The organism is Pseudomonas sp. 910_21, assembly GCF_052850735.1.
In genome coordinates this window covers 470569-485143 of record NZ_VXCY01000005.1, presented here as the reverse complement: position 1 = coordinate 485143, position 14575 = coordinate 470569, and the positions used below count along the sequence as shown (strand labels likewise).

The window sequence follows — 14575 nt, the reverse complement described above, 5'->3', positions numbered from 1 at the left end:
CCGGAGCGTTTTCCTCAGGATTTTCGATGTTTAGATCATTTCATCTGCGTGCCGCAGCCGCGGCGTTGCTGTTGTCTGCTGTTGCCGGCTGTTCGTCGCACAAGACCGCCATCTACGAGCATGAAAGCTTCGATGATTCCGGCACTTTTTCGCGCAATTACCCGGTAAGTGATGCCGCTTCCTGTGAGGCCGCACGGCGGGCTCTGCTGAGCCAGGGCTACATCATCACCAGCAACGACCCGAAGCTGGTCAGTGGCCACAAGAGCTTCCAGCAGACCGGTGAGACCCATCTGGAGATCAGCTTCAATGTGGTCTGTGCCCAGGACGGCAGCGGCGACCAGCGTTCGACGGTGTTTGCCAACGCCTTGCAGGACCGTTATGCACTGAAGAAGGTGAACAACTCGGCCAGCCTTGGCGTGGGTGTGCTGGGTTCGGTGTCGATGCCGATCGGTTCCACCGACGATTCCATGGTCAAGGTGGCCAGTGAGACGGTGTCGTCCGCCAAGTTCTATGAACGCTACTTCGCCCTGGTCGAGCTGTTTTTGCCCCAGGAAGTGAAGAAGGCCGCACATATAGAAGAGAAGCCCAAGGCTGATCTGGGCGTTCCCGAAAACAAGCCCGAGGCGCAACCCACTCCCGAATCCAAGCCACAGAGCGCTGTGATCGAGCCGAGTGCGGCGGCCGCGCCGCTGGTGCCCGCCAGCGAGCCTGAGCCGACGCTCTCCCAGCCATTGGCTCCACCGGCGGAGGCCGCGCCGATTGTGCCGGCTGCCAGCAGTGAGCTGGCGCCTGCCAATCAAGCCGTCACTCCACCCCCCGCCAGCAGTCTGCCGCCGCCGACCGAGCCGATTCCCGCTCTGCCGGGCAGCGGGCACTGATCGGTTCGAGGGCGCTCGGGTCGACTCTTTAAAGTCGGCCCGACATTTACGTCGCGCTGGCCTCGACTGCAATCGTTGCCGTTGTATGGGTATCCACCGTTTAAATTTCTCACGGGCTGTTACGTTTTAACGACATAAATCTTGACCGGGGGGGTAGTATTTTTTCTGTCATCCCGGCACTTTATGCTGGTCCCGATAGTCATTAGGCACAGGGTTATTCAATCAACGGAAAAGGAGTCCGCCATGGACGAATACCAAGAGGAACTGCTGGAGTATCAAGCTTTTGAGCTCGATCCCCTGGAACCAGCAGAAGACGCCACCGAGCTGTAACGCCGGTGGCGTTTTTTTTAGCCGAATTGTCGGTGGCTACGCCGGAATTCCCCCGGGGTCTGCCCGTTCCAACGCTTGAAAGCCCGCTGAAATGCCTCGGCTGAGGCAAAGCCCAACAGATAGGCAATCTCGCCGAATGCCAGTTCGGTATCGCGGATATAGGTCATGGCCAGGTCGCGGCGAGTGTCGTTGAGAATCGCCCGAAACTGCGTCCCTTCTTCCGCCAGCTTGCGCCGCAGGGTCCAGGTCGGCAGCTTCAGGCGCATCGCCACTTCTTCCAGGTCCGGCTCTCGGCCACCGTTGAGCAGGGGGCCCAGCAACTGAATGATGCGTTCGCGCAGGCTGCGGGTCCGGGTCAGTTGTTCCAGTTCTCTTTCACATAACTGCAGCAGATGCCGCCAGGTGCTTGGGCAATGCTCCGGGTTGCGTAGGGCCAGGTTGGCCTGGCTCAAGCGCAGCTGGTTCTGTTCAGCGCCGAACTGTATGGGCGTTGGGCCGAGCAGGGCATAGGCGTCGTGATAGTCCGGGCGCTCGAACTCGATGTCGATCTGCTCGGCATGAATGGCCTGGCCGCAAAGGCTCGACAGCTGTTGAAGCCAGCCAGACATGATCGAGTCCACTACGAAGCGGTTGTAGGCGTTGTAGGGACTGATGGAATAAAAGCGCAACCAGGCACCGTTGGCGTCCTCGTGAAAGCTCGACTGGCCGCGATAGTTGGAGCCGTACAAGGCCTCGAAACGGGTCAGGCAGCGAGCTGCTTCGCGCACGGTGGGGGCTTGCGCGGCAGTCACCCCGGCGAGGCCCGCCTGGCTCAGGCGACTCAGACGGCCCATGCGCAGGCCCAGTGCCGGATCACCGGTCAGCTGGATCGCCCCGTGGCCCAGGCGCATGTAGCGGGGGATCGACAATCGTGCCCCGGCTTCCCCCAGTCGGGCGGCATCCAGTGCGTATTGTTCCAGCAACGGTGCCGGATCCAGCCCATAGCTGCGCACTGCGTCCGCCAGGCTGTGGACGAACCCCACCGACAGGTCTCCCAGGCGCATCGTCGACGTCTTCATCGACTACAACCAGATGTTCAGCAAGCGAGCACCCCGGGTGCCCTCGTCGGCAAAGGTCTGGCCATTGCTGTTGATGAAGCTCTGGCCGCTGCTGCGTTGATCCCAGAACTGACCCCGCAGGAACACGCTGACCCCGGCACTGGCCTGGCTGCTGGGGGGGCGGGCCGTGAGGGTCAGGCGATGCCAGGCCTCGCCTTCGCTGGCTTCCTCGGGCTTGAGGCTGACTTCACTGGGTGTGGCGATGCTCTTGTAGCCGCGCCAGGGTTTGTCCCAGCCGTCGCGGCCCATGACAAAGGCCGGAACGGCCACCAATTGAGTGCTCTGCTCATTGAGCTTGCGATAGTTCTCCGGGTACCAGCTGTCGCTGCCAATCAGTACGCCGAGCCGTCCGGCGGGGGTATCGATCACCTGTAGCGCTTTATCGGTATCGCCCTTTAGGTAGCCGCTTTCGGCATAGGTCGGGTAGATCTGCCGCTGGGGCTGGCCCATGGGCAGGCCATCGCTGCCGAACACCAGGCTGCTGTTGTACAGGGCGCCGCTACCGATCTGCAGGTTGCCCTGGCTGACACTGGGCTCCGGCAGAATGATGGTGCCGGCCACCAGGGTCACCTGGAACTCCTTGGCCAGGCCGCCGAACAGCCACTGATAGTCCCTGGCCATTTTCTTCGCCTTCATGCGCAAGTAGGCATCGTCCAGGCGGCTTTCGCCCCTGGCGCTGATCAACGCCTTGAGAAACAGCAGGGGGTTGCTCACGGCCAGCCAGTTCATCGCTTCTTTCAAGGAAGTGGCCTGGTACAGCTCGTTCTTTTCACCACTGACCATCAGCCAGGTGCCGATATGTTCCGGCAACACGACGATGGTCTTGGCGTTGACCAGGCCTTTGTCAGTGGCTTGCTGCAAGTAGGCCGCCAGTTTGCGATGCAGGCGTTCGATGTTCTGGTAGTCGGTAGGAAACAGTTCGGGCTGGATCGCCAACAGGTTGCCATGATCGGCTGGGACGCCTTGATCCACCGCAAGCTGGATGCGCAGGTCCGACAGGTAGTGCGCCCCTGGACGGTCGCGGGTCCAGATTGCGTAGCGGGTGGTGGCTGCAAGCAGGGCCAGGGCGAGGGTGATGTAGAGAAGTTTGCGCATGGGAAAACAGTCAGGGGCCGTGTGCAGGATTCGTCGACTAGGGTAGGGCCCGGGCCGACGCTTGCCAAGGGGCGCTGTGCGTTTGGATCAATAAGTTGTCAGTTACGGTCATTGAGCGCCGGGTACTGTGCTCTTAGTCTGTGGAGCACTACCGATGGAAGACGCAGAGCTTCCACATTTTCCGTGATTGCCCGATCTGGAGTGACACCATGGCTGCCGCACCTTACCCGCACTTGCTGGCCCCCCTCGACCTGGGGTTCACCACCCTGCGCAACCGCACCCTGATGGGGTCTATGCACACCGGTCTGGAAGAGAAGCCCGGCGGTTTCGAGCGCATGGCGGCGTATTTTGCCGAGCGTGCCCGTGGCGGTGTGGGCTTGATGGTCACCGGCGGCATTGGCCCCAACGATGAGGGCGGGGTGTATTCCGGCGCCGCCAAGCTGACCACCGAGGATGAGGCCCTCAAGCACCAGATCGTCACCCGTGCGGTGCACGAGGCGGGCGGCAAGATCTGCATGCAGATTCTCCACGCAGGGCGTTATGCCTATAGCCCCAAGCAGGTCGCCCCCAGCGCTATCCAGGCACCGATCAACCCGTTCAAGCCCAAGGAGCTGGACGAGGAGGGCATCGAGAAGCAGATCCGCGACTTTGTCACCTGCTCGACCCTGGCTCAGAAAGCCGAGTACGACGGCGTCGAAATCATGGGCTCGGAAGGTTATTTCATTAACCAGTTCCTGGCGGCCCACACCAACCACCGCACCGACCGCTGGGGCGGCAGCTACGAAAACCGCATGCGCCTGCCAGTGGAAATCGTTCGCCGGGTGCGTGAGGCGGTAGGTCCGAACTTCATCATCATCTTCCGCCTGTCGATGCTTGACCTGGTGGAAGGCGGCAGCACCTGGGAAGAAATCGTGCAACTGGCCCAGGCCATCGAACAGGCCGGCGCCACTATCATCAATACCGGCATCGGCTGGCACGAAGCGCGGATTCCCACCATCGCCACCAAGGTGCCTCGCGCCGCATTCAGCAAAGTCACGGCCAAGCTGCGGGGTTCGGTGAGCATTCCGCTGATCACGACCAACCGCATCAACACCCCGGAAATCGCCGAGCAGATTCTTGCCGAGGGTGATGCCGACATGGTTTCCATGGCTCGGCCGTTCCTCGCCGATCCGGACTTCGTCAATAAAGCCGCTGCCGGCCGCGCCGACGAGATCAACACCTGCATCGGCTGTAACCAGGCGTGCCTGGACCACACCTTTGGCGGCAAACTCACCAGCTGCCTGGTCAACCCCCGTGCCTGCCACGAGACCGAGCTCAACTACCTGCCGGTCACGCAGATCAAGAAGATTGCCGTAGTGGGAGCCGGCCCGGCGGGCCTGTCCGCTGCCACCGTGGCCGCCGAACGTGGCCATCAGGTGACCCTGTTCGACTCCGCCAGCGAGATCGGCGGCCAGTTCAACATCGCCAAGCGGGTGCCGGGCAAGGAAGAGTTCTTCGAGACCCTGCGTTACTTCAAGCGCAAGCTGCAGACCAGCCATGTCGAGCTGTGCCTGAACACTCGGGTGGATGTGCAGCAACTGGTGGCCGGCGGTTTTGACGAAATCATCCTGGCCACCGGTATCGCCCCGCGCTTGCCGGCGATTCCCGGGGTGGAGAATTCCAAGGTCCTGAGTTACCTGGACGTGCTGCTGGAGCGCAAGCCGGTGGGCAAGAGCGTGGCGGTGATCGGCGCTGGCGGCATTGGCTTCGACGTCTCCGAGTTCCTGGTGCACCAGGGCGTGGCTACCAGCCAGGACCGTGAAGCGTTCTGGAAGGAGTGGGGCATCGACACCCAGCTCGAAGCCCGTGGCGGCGTGGCGGGAATCAAAGCTGAACCCCATGCACCGGCCCGTCAGGTGTTCCTGTTGCAACGCAAGAAAACCAAGGTCGGCGACGGTCTGGGCAAGACCACCGGCTGGATTCACCGCACTGGGTTGAAGAACAAGCAGGTTCAGATGCTCAACAGCGTCGAATACCTGAAGATCGACGACGCCGGCCTGCACATCCGCATCGGCGAGGCAGGGGAACCCCAGGTGCTGCCGGTGGACAATATCGTCATCTGCGCCGGTCAGGACCCGCTGCGTGAGCTGCAGGACGGCCTGCTGGCGGCGGGACAGAATGTGCACTTGATCGGCGGTGCCGACGTGGCCGCAGAGCTCGACGCCAAGCGTGCCATCAACCAGGGCTCGCGCCTGGCGGCACAGCTGTAACGGCGTCAGCGGCACACGGCGAGCAAAGAGGCGCACTGGTAGACTGCGCCTCTTTGCATTGTGAACCTGACGCCGATGTCCTTTCCCGATTCCTTTGATTGGCTGCCCCAGGCCCCGCTGCAACGGCTGGACCTGGACTGGCTGTCCCGAGCCGGGGTCGAGGTGGCGGTGCTGCGCCTGGACCTGATCGATCCGCTGATCAGCGGCAACAAGTGGTTCAAGCTGACCGAACACCTGGCAACCGCACGCCAGCGCGGCGCCGCGGGCATCATCAGCCTTGGCGGTGCCCATTCCAATCATCTGCATGCCCTGGCCGCTGCCGGTCGGCGTTTTGCCTTCCCCACGGTCGGGCTGTTGCGCGGCCATCCACAAGACACCCCGACCGTGCTCGACCTGCAGCGTTTCGGTATGCAGGTGCACTGGCTGGGTTACGCCGGTTACCGGGAGCGCCATGCCCCCGGCTTCTGGGCGCCTTGGCAAGCGCAGTACCCCGAGCTGTATCCGGTGCCCGAGGGGGGCGGTGGCCTGGCGGGGGCGTCAGGCTGCCGGCCGTTGCTACAGCAGGTGCTGCAACAATTGCCGGCCTTGGGCTGGAGCGACTATCACGCTTGGTGGCTGGCCGCCGGTACCGGCACCACCTTGGCCGGACTGGTGCTGGCGGAGGCTGGCGCGCACCCGGTGTATGGCGCACTGGCGGTGCCCACGGATCACGGGGTGGCGCAGCAGGTCGCGGATATTTTGCAGGAAGCCGGGCTGAACAGTGGCCGTTATGAGCTGCTGGACAGCAGTCGTGGCGGTTTTGCCAAGGTCGATGCAGGACTGCGGGAGTTCATCCAACTGAGCGAGCGACACAGCGGCTTGCCATTGGAGCCCCTGTACACCGGCAAGGCCCTGCTGGCGTTGCAGGCGCAGGTCCTGGCCGGGCGTTTTGCCGCGGGTACACGGTTGATCTTCGTGCATACCGGCGGCTTGCAGGGCCGCCGTGGATTCGCCGATCAGGCCTGACCCGGTTTGCGCCACATGCGTTGCAGGGTGTTATCGCGCATCACGTAGTGGTGATAGAGCCCGGCCAGGGCATGCAGACCGATCAGCCAGTAGCCGAAGGTACCCAGCAGTTCGTGCCAGCCCTGGAGTTGCTTGGCCAGGCTTTTGTCCTCTGCCACCAACAGCGGCAGGTCGAAACCGTAGAACATCACTTGATGGCCCTTGGCGCTGGTGGTCAGCCAACCGAGGAGCGGCATGGCGATCATGAACAGGTAGAGCGCCCAGTGCATGAGCGTCGCCAGCAGCCTTTGCCACTGAGGCGGGTTGGGCACGATCTTCGGTGCTACGCCCTGGGTGCGCGCGAACAGGCGCAGCCAGACCAGCACGAACACTGTCAGGCCGAGCATGAAGTGGGCTTCGACAATCAGGGTGCGACCGCCGCTGCCCTTGGGAAAGATGCCGCGAAATTCGATACAGGCGTAAACCACCGCCAGCAGCACCAGCGTTAACCAGTGCAGGGTGATTGTCATGGTGCTGTAGCGAGACTCAGTGTTTTTCCAGGGCATACGGGCCATCCTCGGTCATCAGGTCTGAAGCCTCCGTTCTTGAATGACGGAGTGCTGTAACTGTAATCCGCTTTCCTCGGGTTTGCCTGAGCCGCCAGGGGCTTTTATCGCCCGTGCCAGGGCCCTGGTGGGCCAATGCTCGATAAAAAAACGGCGGAGCCAGTGGCACCGCCGTTTTTCTTCGGCCAGGGGCCTGATCAATGGCTCTGGGGCATGTCTCCCCGGGCCAGGCGCTGGTTGATGTCGGCGATCACCTGGGGCAGATCGGCAATGGTGTCGATCATGTAGTGCGGGCGCGAAGCCTCGAACAGTGTGTGGATGCGCTTGCGCTCGCTGGCCAGGGTGTCGCTGGCCAGAGCACGGAAACCGTCATAGGTCAGGCCCAGGGCGTTGCCCGAGCAGATCAGGGCCACGGTCCACATGCCGGCGCGCCGACCTTCGAGAATCCCCGGCACGGTGTCGTCGATCTTCACGCAGGCGGCGACATCGTCGATGCCCAGGGCGATCACATTGGCCAGGGCCTGGGCCGGCCAGGGGCGACCGTTGGGCACCTCGTCGGTGGCCACCACATGATCGGCGACGTAGCCGTTGGTGGCGGCCAAGGCCACGACCTTGTCCATCACTTGCTTGGGGTAACCGGAGCAGGAGCCGATCTTGATGCCCTGCCCGCGCAGCTTGGCAATCACTTCCAGGGCACCGGGAATCAGTGCCGAGTGTTCGGCGATTTTCTCGATCTGCAACGGCATGAAGCGCTCGTAGATGGCTGTGACGTCGGCGTCGGTGGGCGTACGGCCGAAGACTTTGCGGTAGCGCTCGGCCACCTCCGGCAGGTTGCACAGGGTGCGGATGTGGTCCCACTTGCCCATGCCCATTGGGCCGCGGGCTTCTTCGATGGACACCTGGACATCGAACTCGGCAAAGGCTTCGACAAAGATCTGCGTCGGAGCGAAGGAGCCGAAGTCCACCACGGTGCCGGCCCAGTCGAGGATCGCCGCTTGCAGCTGCGTAGGGTTGTTGTAGTTCATGGTTTCAATGCCTGTGTAAGAGCGAGCTTGCTCGCAAAAAAGGGTTCGGGGGTCGTGTCGCCTGTTTCGCGAGCAAGCTCGCTCCTACAGGCAGGGTGGGGCGTCAGAGGTTCAGGACTTCCATTTCCTGCAGCACTTCGGCGATGGCGGCGACAGCGGCCTGCATGCCGCGGCGGTCGACGTGGCCGATGCAGCCCACGCGGAAGGTTTCAACTTGGGTCAGCTTGCCGGGGTAGAGGATGAAGCCCCTGGCCTTGACCCGCTCGTAGAAGTCCTTGAACTGGTAACGCGGGTCCTGCGGGGCATGAAAGGTGACGATAATCGGCGCCTGGATCGCTTCCGGCAGGAAGCTGCGCAGGCCCAATTCCCCCATGCCTTCCAGCAGTGTCCGGCAGTTGTCGGCGTAGCGCGCATGGCGTGCCGGCAGGCCGCCTTCTTCGTTGTATTGCAGCAGGGCTTCATGCAGCGCGGCGACCACGTGGGTCGGTGGGGTGAAGCGCCACTGGCCGGTCTTGGCCATGTAGCTGTGCTGATCGTGCAAGTCCATGGCCAGGGAATGGGCGTTGCCCGCAGCCTGGGCCAGGGATTGCTTGCGGGCGAAGACAAAACCCATGCCGGGCACGCCCTCCAGGCATTTGCCGGAGGCGGCGATCAGCGCCTCGAAGGGGATTTCCCGGGCATCGATGGGCAGGGCGCCGAAGGAGCTCATGGCGTCGATGATCAGGCGCTTGCCGTGACGGGCGATGACCTGGGCGATGTCCTGCAGCGGGTTGAGGATGCCGGTGCTGGTCTCGCAGTGAATCAGGGCCACGTGACTGATGCGGTGGTCGGCCTGGAGCAGGCGCTCGACATCGGCAGCGGTGGTGGGTTGGTCCTCGGCGGTTTCAAAGGTGCTGAAGTCGCGGCCGAGCACTTCGCAGATTTTCGCCAGGCGCTTGCCGTAGGCACCGTTGATCAGTACCAGGACCTTGCCGTTGCGGGGCACCAGGGTGCCGATGGCGGCTTCCACGGCGAAGGTGCCGCTGCCTTGCAGGGGGACGCAGTGGTGGCTGTCGGCGCCGTTGACGATGGCCAGCAGTTGCCGGCACAGGCTGGCCGTCAGTTGGTTGAAGCGCTCATCCCATGAACCCCAGTCCACCAGCATCGCCTGGCGGGTGCGGGCGGACGTGGTCAGGGGCCCGGGGGTAAGCAGGATTGGCTCGGCGATGCTCATGCTGTGTCCTCGAAAATGATGGGATGAAGCTACGGGGACTAAATTGCAGTTTGCCTTGTCATCAATCAAATTGTTTGTTGTTATGCCAGTCATCAGTGAGGCCGATAGCTATGAACCTGTTCCAACTCCGCGCATTCGACGCCGTGGCCCGTGAAGGCAGCTTCACCCGGGCCGCCGGGCGGCTGTTTATCAGCCAGCCGGCGGTGACCGGGCATATCAAGGCCCTGGAAGAGCATTACCAGATCACCCTGCTGCGGCGCACCGCACGCCGGGTGGAGCTGACCGAGGAAGGCATCAAGCTGGCGGCCATCACCCGGGCCATGTTCGGCCTGGCGGAAGAGGCCCAGGCCATGCTCGAGGCCAACCGGCAATTGCTGACCGGGCGTCTGGAAGTGGCGGCGGACGGCCCGCATATGGTGATGCCGATGCTGGCCCGCCTGCGGGCGAAGTATCCGGGGGTGACGGTCAATCTGCGCCTGGGCAATGCCCAGGAAACCCTGGCGGCGCTGCTGTCGGAACACGCCGACGTGGCGGTGCTGACCGAAGTCGAGCCGCGCAAGGGCCTGCACCTGCAAAGCCTGGGGGAGTCGCGGATGTGTGCCCTGGTGCCCCAGGGGCATCCCTGGCTGGAGCTGCCTGAAGGCATTGCCATCGAACAACTGGATCAGGTGATCATGGTGCTGCGCGAACCCAGTTCCATCACCCGGCGCACCTTCGATGAGGCTTGCGTGCTCGCCAGGGTCCAGCCCCGGGTGCTGCTGGAGCTGGACAGCCGCGAGGCGGTGACCGAAGCGGTGGCGGCGCAGTTGGGCGTCGGGATCGTCAGTTCGGTGGAGGTGGGGCACGACCCGCGGGTGTGCACCGTGCCGATTCGTGGCGCTGGTCTGATCAACCGGCACATGATCGGTTGCATGGAACGGCGCCGTGACCTGCGCTTGATCCAGGCGTTTTTCGCCCTGGCTCCTTGACCACCTCGTAGGAGCAGGCTTGCCAGCGAAGAGGCCCGAGAGATTGCCTTCGCCGGTAAGTCGGCTCCTACGGTAGTGGTGCCTGGAGGTTGCTTTCGCCGGCAGGCCGGCTCCTACGGGGCGGTGGGGGAGGCCAGGCTTTCGCGTACCAGCTCAAGGAAGGTCGCGACGATCCGCCGTGAACTCTGTTCGCGCAGGCACACCAGGGTTTCGGTCAGACGCCGCTGGCAGTCGACGATCGGCAGGGCGCAGACCCTGGAGTCGGCGCCGAACTCCGCCGCCGAGACCACCCCCACACCAATCCCCACCACTACCGCCTCGCGCGCCGCTTCCCGGCCCTCCACCTGAATGGTCGGGCGAATCCGCAGGCCTGCCCGATTCATTTCCTCTTCCAGGGTCTGGCGGGTCACCGAGCCGACTTCCCGCAGCACCAGAGGCGTGTCATCCAGTTCGGCCAGGCGGATGGACTGGCGATCGGCCCAGGGATGATTGCGCGAGACAAAGGCCACCATCGGGTCGTTGCGCAGGGTCAAGGACAGCAGGCGCTCGTCGTCGACCTCGCGTCCCAGCAGGGCCAGGTCGGCCTGGTAGTTGAACAGACGTAGCAGGGATTCATCGGTGTTGCCGGTCTCGATCTTCACGTTGATCCCGGGGTACAGCTCGCAGAACCGGGCGATCTGCGGCAGCACATGCACCGGGGCATCCACCGCCAGTACCAGGCTGCCGGTCTGCAAGGCCTGGGAATCCTGCAGCAGTTCCTTGGCTTCGGCCTCCACCACGAACAGGCGCTGGGTGATGGCCAGCAGGCGCTCTCCCAGATCCGTGAGGCGTACCGAGCGCTTGTTGCGGTGGAACAGGATGACGCCGAAGCGCTCTTCGAGCTTGCGCACCTGATCGGAGATCGCCGGCTGGGTGAGGAACAGGCGTTCGGCGGCCTTGGTGAAGTTGCCGTGCACGGCCACCGCATGAAAGGCCTTCAACTGTGCGTGGGAAACCGACATGGGCAGATCCTCTTACAAGCTGAACTTATATTTGAAATACGATAAATCGATTTCATTTATTAGTTGGTAATTGCTTCCATCTTTCAAGGCCGGGTGACCCGTCAGTCGACCCGGCCCTGATGCCTGTGCGTGCACCTGCAAATCCCGAAACAGGGAAAGCAACAGGACTCATCTGACCAGCAGTGCCTGCCTCAAGGGCTCTGCTGCAGTGCTCAACAATAAAAAACACAGGCGTTTGCTCCTCATTCTGCCGGCACACTCACCCTGAGGTCAGAACCACAATGAACAAGCACAACGGCACCATCAAACGTTGGCGCGTGCAGATTTTCGCCATCACCTGGATCGCCTACGCGGCGTTCTACTTCACCCGCAAAGCCTTTTCCGTGGCCAAACTGGGGATCGCCGACGATCCCGATTTCACCCTCGACAAGATGGCCATGGCCAACCTCGACGCCATCTATCTGGCGGCCTATGCCGTGGGCCAGTTCACTTGGGGGATCTTCGCCGACCGTTTCGGCCCGCGAGTGGGAGTGCTGGGCGGCCTGCTGATCTCCGCGGCCGCGGCCCTGGTCATGGGCAGCTTCGCCACCTTGCCGGTGTTCGCCACCTGCATGCTGATCCAGGGGCTGGCGCAGTCCACCGGCTGGTCCGGGCTGTGCAAGAACATGGGCAGTTTCTTTCCGGCCCGCGAGCGTGGCCGGGTCCTGGGGCTATGGAGTTCCTGCTACGCTTTTGGCGGGCTGGTGGCGTCGCCCTTTGCCGGCTGGTGGGCCTATACCCTGATCGGCACCTGGCATGCGGCGTTCATCTCCAGCGCCGTGGTGGTGGGGCTGACGGCGGTGCTGTTCTTTGTCTTCCAGCGCAACACCCCGCAGGACGTGGGTTTGCCGGCGGTGGAGGCATTGGCGCAACAGAGTGCCGAAGAGGAGGCCGCCGAGCGCCGCCTGAGTGTCTGGGAGCCGCTGCGGGAGATCCTGCGCAATCGCACGGTGCTGGTCCTCGGCCTGTCGTACTTCCTGCTCAAACCGGCGCGCTACGCGATTCTGCTGTGGGGACCGGTGATCGTTTATGAGCAGATGCCGTCGGTGGGCAAGGTGGGGGCGGCGATCGTGCCCACCACCTTCGAGCTGGCCGGGCTGCTGGGGCCGATCATGATCGGCCTGGCCTCGGACAAACTGTTCGGTGCCCGGCGCATGCCGGCCTGTGTCCTCAGCCTCTTGGCGCTGACAGTGTCCCTGGCGCTGTTCATGGGGGCGCTGCACACCGGCAGCGTGCTGCTGGTGATGCTGCTGCTGTTTTTCATGGGCCTGACCTTGTACGGGCCTGACTCGATGATCAGCGGCGCGGCGGCCATTGATTTCGGTTCGGCCAAGGCCGGGGCCACGGCGGCAGGGTTCGTCAATGGCTGCGGCTCGGTGGGAGCGGTACTGGGGGGCTTGTTGCCGGGCTATTTCGACACGGTGACGGTGTTCATCGTGTTTGCCGGCTGCGTCCTGGTCTCGGCGCTGTTGCTGATGCCGTTCTGGAACAGCCGGCCCCATGGGGTCGAGCCGGTGCGCGGGCTCGTTCCCAATGGACCTTTGTTGATCAAGCCATTGCGTTCCTGACTGTCCGGCCTCTTCGCCGGCCAGCCGGCTCCTACGCAGTGTTGTAGGCGCTGGTTGGCTGGCAAACCCACTCGCCGTTTTTTCCCTGGAGACTCACCCATGCGACCTTTCTGGCTGGAACAGGCCCTGCAACAGGAAACCCCGGATCCTTGTCCGCCACTGCAAGGCGATACCACCTGCGAGGTGGCCATTGTCGGCGGCGGCTACACCGGTTTGTGGACGGCCATCATGCTCAAGGAACAGAACCCCGGGCTGGATGTGCTGCTGATCGAGGCGGATATCTGCGGCGCCGGTGCCAGTGGGCGCAATGGCGGCTGTGCGCTGTCCTGGTCGGCCAAGTACTTCACCCTGGAGCGTCTGTTTGGCATCGAGGAGGCGGTGCGCCTGGTCAAGGAGTCGGAGCGCAGCATCCATGCCATCGGCGCCTTCTGCGAGCGTTATGGCGTGGATGCCCAGTACCGCCTCGACGGCACTTTGTACACCGCCACCAACCAGGCCCAGGTCGGTTCCACCGATGGAGTGATCGCGGCCCTGGAACGCCGGGGCATCAATTCCTTCGAGAAGCGCCCCTTGGCCGATGTGCAGCGCATGGCCGGTTCCAGCCAGCACCTGGAAGGCTGGTATTCGCCAGCCGCCGCCAGTGTACAGCCGGGGTTGCTGGTGCGAGGTTTGCGCCGGGTGGCCTTGCAATTGGGGGTCAGAGTCCATGAGCACAGCGCCATGACCGGACTGGAAGAGGGGCGCCCGGCGTTGTTGCGCACACCTTTGGGACAGATTCGTGCCCAGCGCGTGGTGTTGGCGATGAACGCCTGGATGGCCCGGGCCTTCCCGCAGTTCGAACGCAGTGTGGCGATTGTGTCCAGTGACATGCTGATCACCGAGCCGCGTCCGCAGTTGCTGCAGCAGATCGGCTTGACCAGCGGGGTGACGGTGCTGGATTCGCGGATCTTCGTGCACTACTACCACAACACTCCGGACGGCCGGATCATGCTCGGCAAGGGCGGCAACACCTTTGCCTACGGCGGGCGCATGTTGCCGGTGTTCGACCAACCGTCGCCCTATGCCGGGTTGCTGCACAAGAGCCTGGGGCAGTTCTTCCCGGCCTTTGCCGAGGTGCCGGTGGCCGCGACCTGGAACGGTCCGTCGGATCGCTCGGTCACCGGGTTGCCGTTCTTCGGCCAGATGAGCCGCGCCGGCAACCTCTTCTATGGGTTCGGCTATTCCGGCAGCGGTGTGGGCCCCTGTCACATGGGAGGGCAGATCCTCGCCTCCCTGGTCCAGGGCCTGGACAACCCCTGGACCCGCTCGCCCCTGGTCAACGGTCCCTTGGGTTACTTCCCGCCGGAACCGATCCGCTACCTGGGTTCGTTGATGGTGCGCAACGCCATTCGCCGCAAGGAGCGGGCCGAGGATCATGGGCGTCGGCCGCGGCATCTGGATGTGCGTCTGGCGCGGTTCGCCGCGGCCGCTGGCAAGGCCGACAAGGGCTGAAGCCTGGCGGGGTAGGACTGTCGCTGACTTTTTGGTCGATCAGGGCCCTGAGGACGTATAAACTTGCCCAT

Annotated in this window: 12 protein-coding genes; 6 read left to right on the top strand and 6 right to left on the bottom strand. The window is 63.5% G+C overall.

What is annotated here, in order from left to right; genetic code table 11:
* Positions 1-26: 26 nt before the first annotated feature.
* Positions 27-878 carry a DUF2242 domain-containing protein gene (locus tag FW796_RS18845; RefSeq protein WP_346635143.1) on the top strand — a complete coding sequence of 284 codons (852 nt, stop codon included), beginning with the start codon at positions 27-29 and terminating at the stop codon, positions 876-878.
* Positions 879-1225: 347 nt separating this feature from the next.
* On the opposite strand, the gene FW796_RS18840 is transcribed toward FW796_RS18845, so the two are convergent.
* A complete protein-coding gene (locus tag FW796_RS18840) occupies positions 1226-2266 on the bottom strand; it encodes an AraC family transcriptional regulator (protein WP_446439758.1) in 1041 nt (346 codons plus the stop codon).
* Positions 2267-2269: 3 nt separating this feature from the next.
* Positions 2270-3400: a nitrilase-related carbon-nitrogen hydrolase gene (locus tag FW796_RS18835; RefSeq protein ID WP_446439757.1), complete on the bottom strand. Its 1131-nt coding sequence runs from the start codon at positions 3398-3400 to the stop codon at positions 2270-2272.
* Between the two features lie 209 nt (positions 3401-3609).
* On the opposite strand from FW796_RS18835, the gene FW796_RS18830 reads away from it, so the two are divergent.
* Entirely contained in the window at positions 3610-5649 is a 2040-nt protein-coding gene (locus FW796_RS18830; RefSeq protein WP_446439756.1) for an oxidoreductase, read from the top strand.
* 75 nt (positions 5650-5724) lie between these two features.
* Positions 5725-6654 carry a 1-aminocyclopropane-1-carboxylate deaminase/D-cysteine desulfhydrase gene (locus FW796_RS18825; RefSeq protein WP_446439755.1) on the top strand — a complete coding sequence of 310 codons (930 nt, stop codon included), beginning with the start codon at positions 5725-5727 and terminating at the stop codon, positions 6652-6654.
* On the opposite strand, the gene FW796_RS18820 is transcribed toward FW796_RS18825, so the two are convergent.
* From FW796_RS18820 to FW796_RS18810, 3 genes are all read right to left on the bottom strand, one after another.
* Positions 6645-7199: a cytochrome b gene (locus FW796_RS18820; protein ID WP_346635138.1), complete on the bottom strand. Its 555-nt coding sequence runs from the start codon at positions 7197-7199 to the stop codon at positions 6645-6647. The genes FW796_RS18825 and FW796_RS18820 overlap by 10 nt on opposite strands.
* Before the next feature lie 197 nt (positions 7200-7396).
* On the bottom strand, positions 7397-8224 hold the full coding sequence (phnX, locus tag FW796_RS18815; RefSeq protein ID WP_404937329.1) for a phosphonoacetaldehyde hydrolase: 828 nt from the start codon (positions 8222-8224) through the stop codon (positions 7397-7399).
* Between the two features lie 103 nt (positions 8225-8327).
* Positions 8328-9437 carry a 2-aminoethylphosphonate--pyruvate transaminase gene (locus FW796_RS18810; protein ID WP_446439754.1) on the bottom strand — a complete coding sequence of 370 codons (1110 nt, stop codon included), beginning with the start codon at positions 9435-9437 and terminating at the stop codon, positions 8328-8330.
* Between the two features lie 110 nt (positions 9438-9547).
* On the opposite strand from FW796_RS18810, the gene FW796_RS18805 reads away from it, so the two are divergent.
* A complete protein-coding gene (locus FW796_RS18805) occupies positions 9548-10405 on the top strand; it encodes a LysR substrate-binding domain-containing protein (RefSeq protein WP_446439753.1) in 858 nt (285 codons plus the stop codon).
* Positions 10406-10518: 113 nt separating this feature from the next.
* Here the strand turns inward: FW796_RS18805 and FW796_RS18800 are convergent, their stop codons facing one another.
* The gene (locus tag FW796_RS18800; protein WP_346635134.1) at positions 10519-11406 is read right to left on the bottom strand and encodes a LysR substrate-binding domain-containing protein; all 888 of its coding nucleotides are present in this window, start codon (positions 11404-11406) and stop codon (positions 10519-10521) included.
* Positions 11407-11687: 281 nt separating this feature from the next.
* Between FW796_RS18800 and FW796_RS18795 the strand changes: the two genes are divergently transcribed.
* The gene (locus FW796_RS18795) at positions 11688-13013 is read left to right on the top strand and encodes an MFS transporter (protein ID WP_446439752.1); all 1326 of its coding nucleotides are present in this window, start codon (positions 11688-11690) and stop codon (positions 13011-13013) included.
* Positions 13014-13112: 99 nt separating this feature from the next.
* Complete coding sequence (locus FW796_RS18790) at positions 13113-14504, top strand: FAD-dependent oxidoreductase (protein ID WP_446439751.1); 1392 nt, start codon at positions 13113-13115, stop codon at positions 14502-14504.
* The last annotated feature ends 71 nt before the right edge of the window (positions 14505-14575 follow it).

Excerpts from the sequence above, each read along its gene's own strand:
- FW796_RS18800 (WP_346635134.1), bottom strand. The coding sequence starts at position 11,406 with ATGTCGGTTTCCCACGCACAGTTGAAGGCCTTTCATGCGGTGGCCGTG.
- FW796_RS18795 (WP_446439752.1), top strand. The coding sequence starts at position 11,688 with ATGAACAAGCACAACGGCACCATCAAACGTTGGCGCGTGCAGATTTTC.
- FW796_RS18820 (WP_346635138.1), bottom strand. The coding sequence starts at position 7,199 with ATGCCCTGGAAAAACACTGAGTCTCGCTACAGCACCATGACAATCACC.
- FW796_RS18810 (WP_446439754.1), bottom strand. The coding sequence starts at position 9,437 with ATGAGCATCGCCGAGCCAATCCTGCTTACCCCCGGGCCCCTGACCACG.
- FW796_RS18840 (WP_446439758.1), bottom strand. The coding sequence starts at position 2,266 with ATGAAGACGTCGACGATGCGCCTGGGAGACCTGTCGGTGGGGTTCGTC.
- phnX (WP_404937329.1), bottom strand. The coding sequence starts at position 8,224 with ATGAACTACAACAACCCTACGCAGCTGCAAGCGGCGATCCTCGACTGG.
- FW796_RS18790 (WP_446439751.1), top strand. The coding sequence starts at position 13,113 with ATGCGACCTTTCTGGCTGGAACAGGCCCTGCAACAGGAAACCCCGGAT.
- FW796_RS18805 (WP_446439753.1), top strand. The coding sequence starts at position 9,548 with ATGAACCTGTTCCAACTCCGCGCATTCGACGCCGTGGCCCGTGAAGGC.
- FW796_RS18825 (WP_446439755.1), top strand. The coding sequence starts at position 5,725 with ATGTCCTTTCCCGATTCCTTTGATTGGCTGCCCCAGGCCCCGCTGCAA.
- FW796_RS18830 (WP_446439756.1), top strand. The coding sequence starts at position 3,610 with ATGGCTGCCGCACCTTACCCGCACTTGCTGGCCCCCCTCGACCTGGGG.
- FW796_RS18845 (WP_346635143.1), top strand. The coding sequence starts at position 27 with ATGTTTAGATCATTTCATCTGCGTGCCGCAGCCGCGGCGTTGCTGTTG.
- FW796_RS18835 (WP_446439757.1), bottom strand. The coding sequence starts at position 3,400 with ATGCGCAAACTTCTCTACATCACCCTCGCCCTGGCCCTGCTTGCAGCC.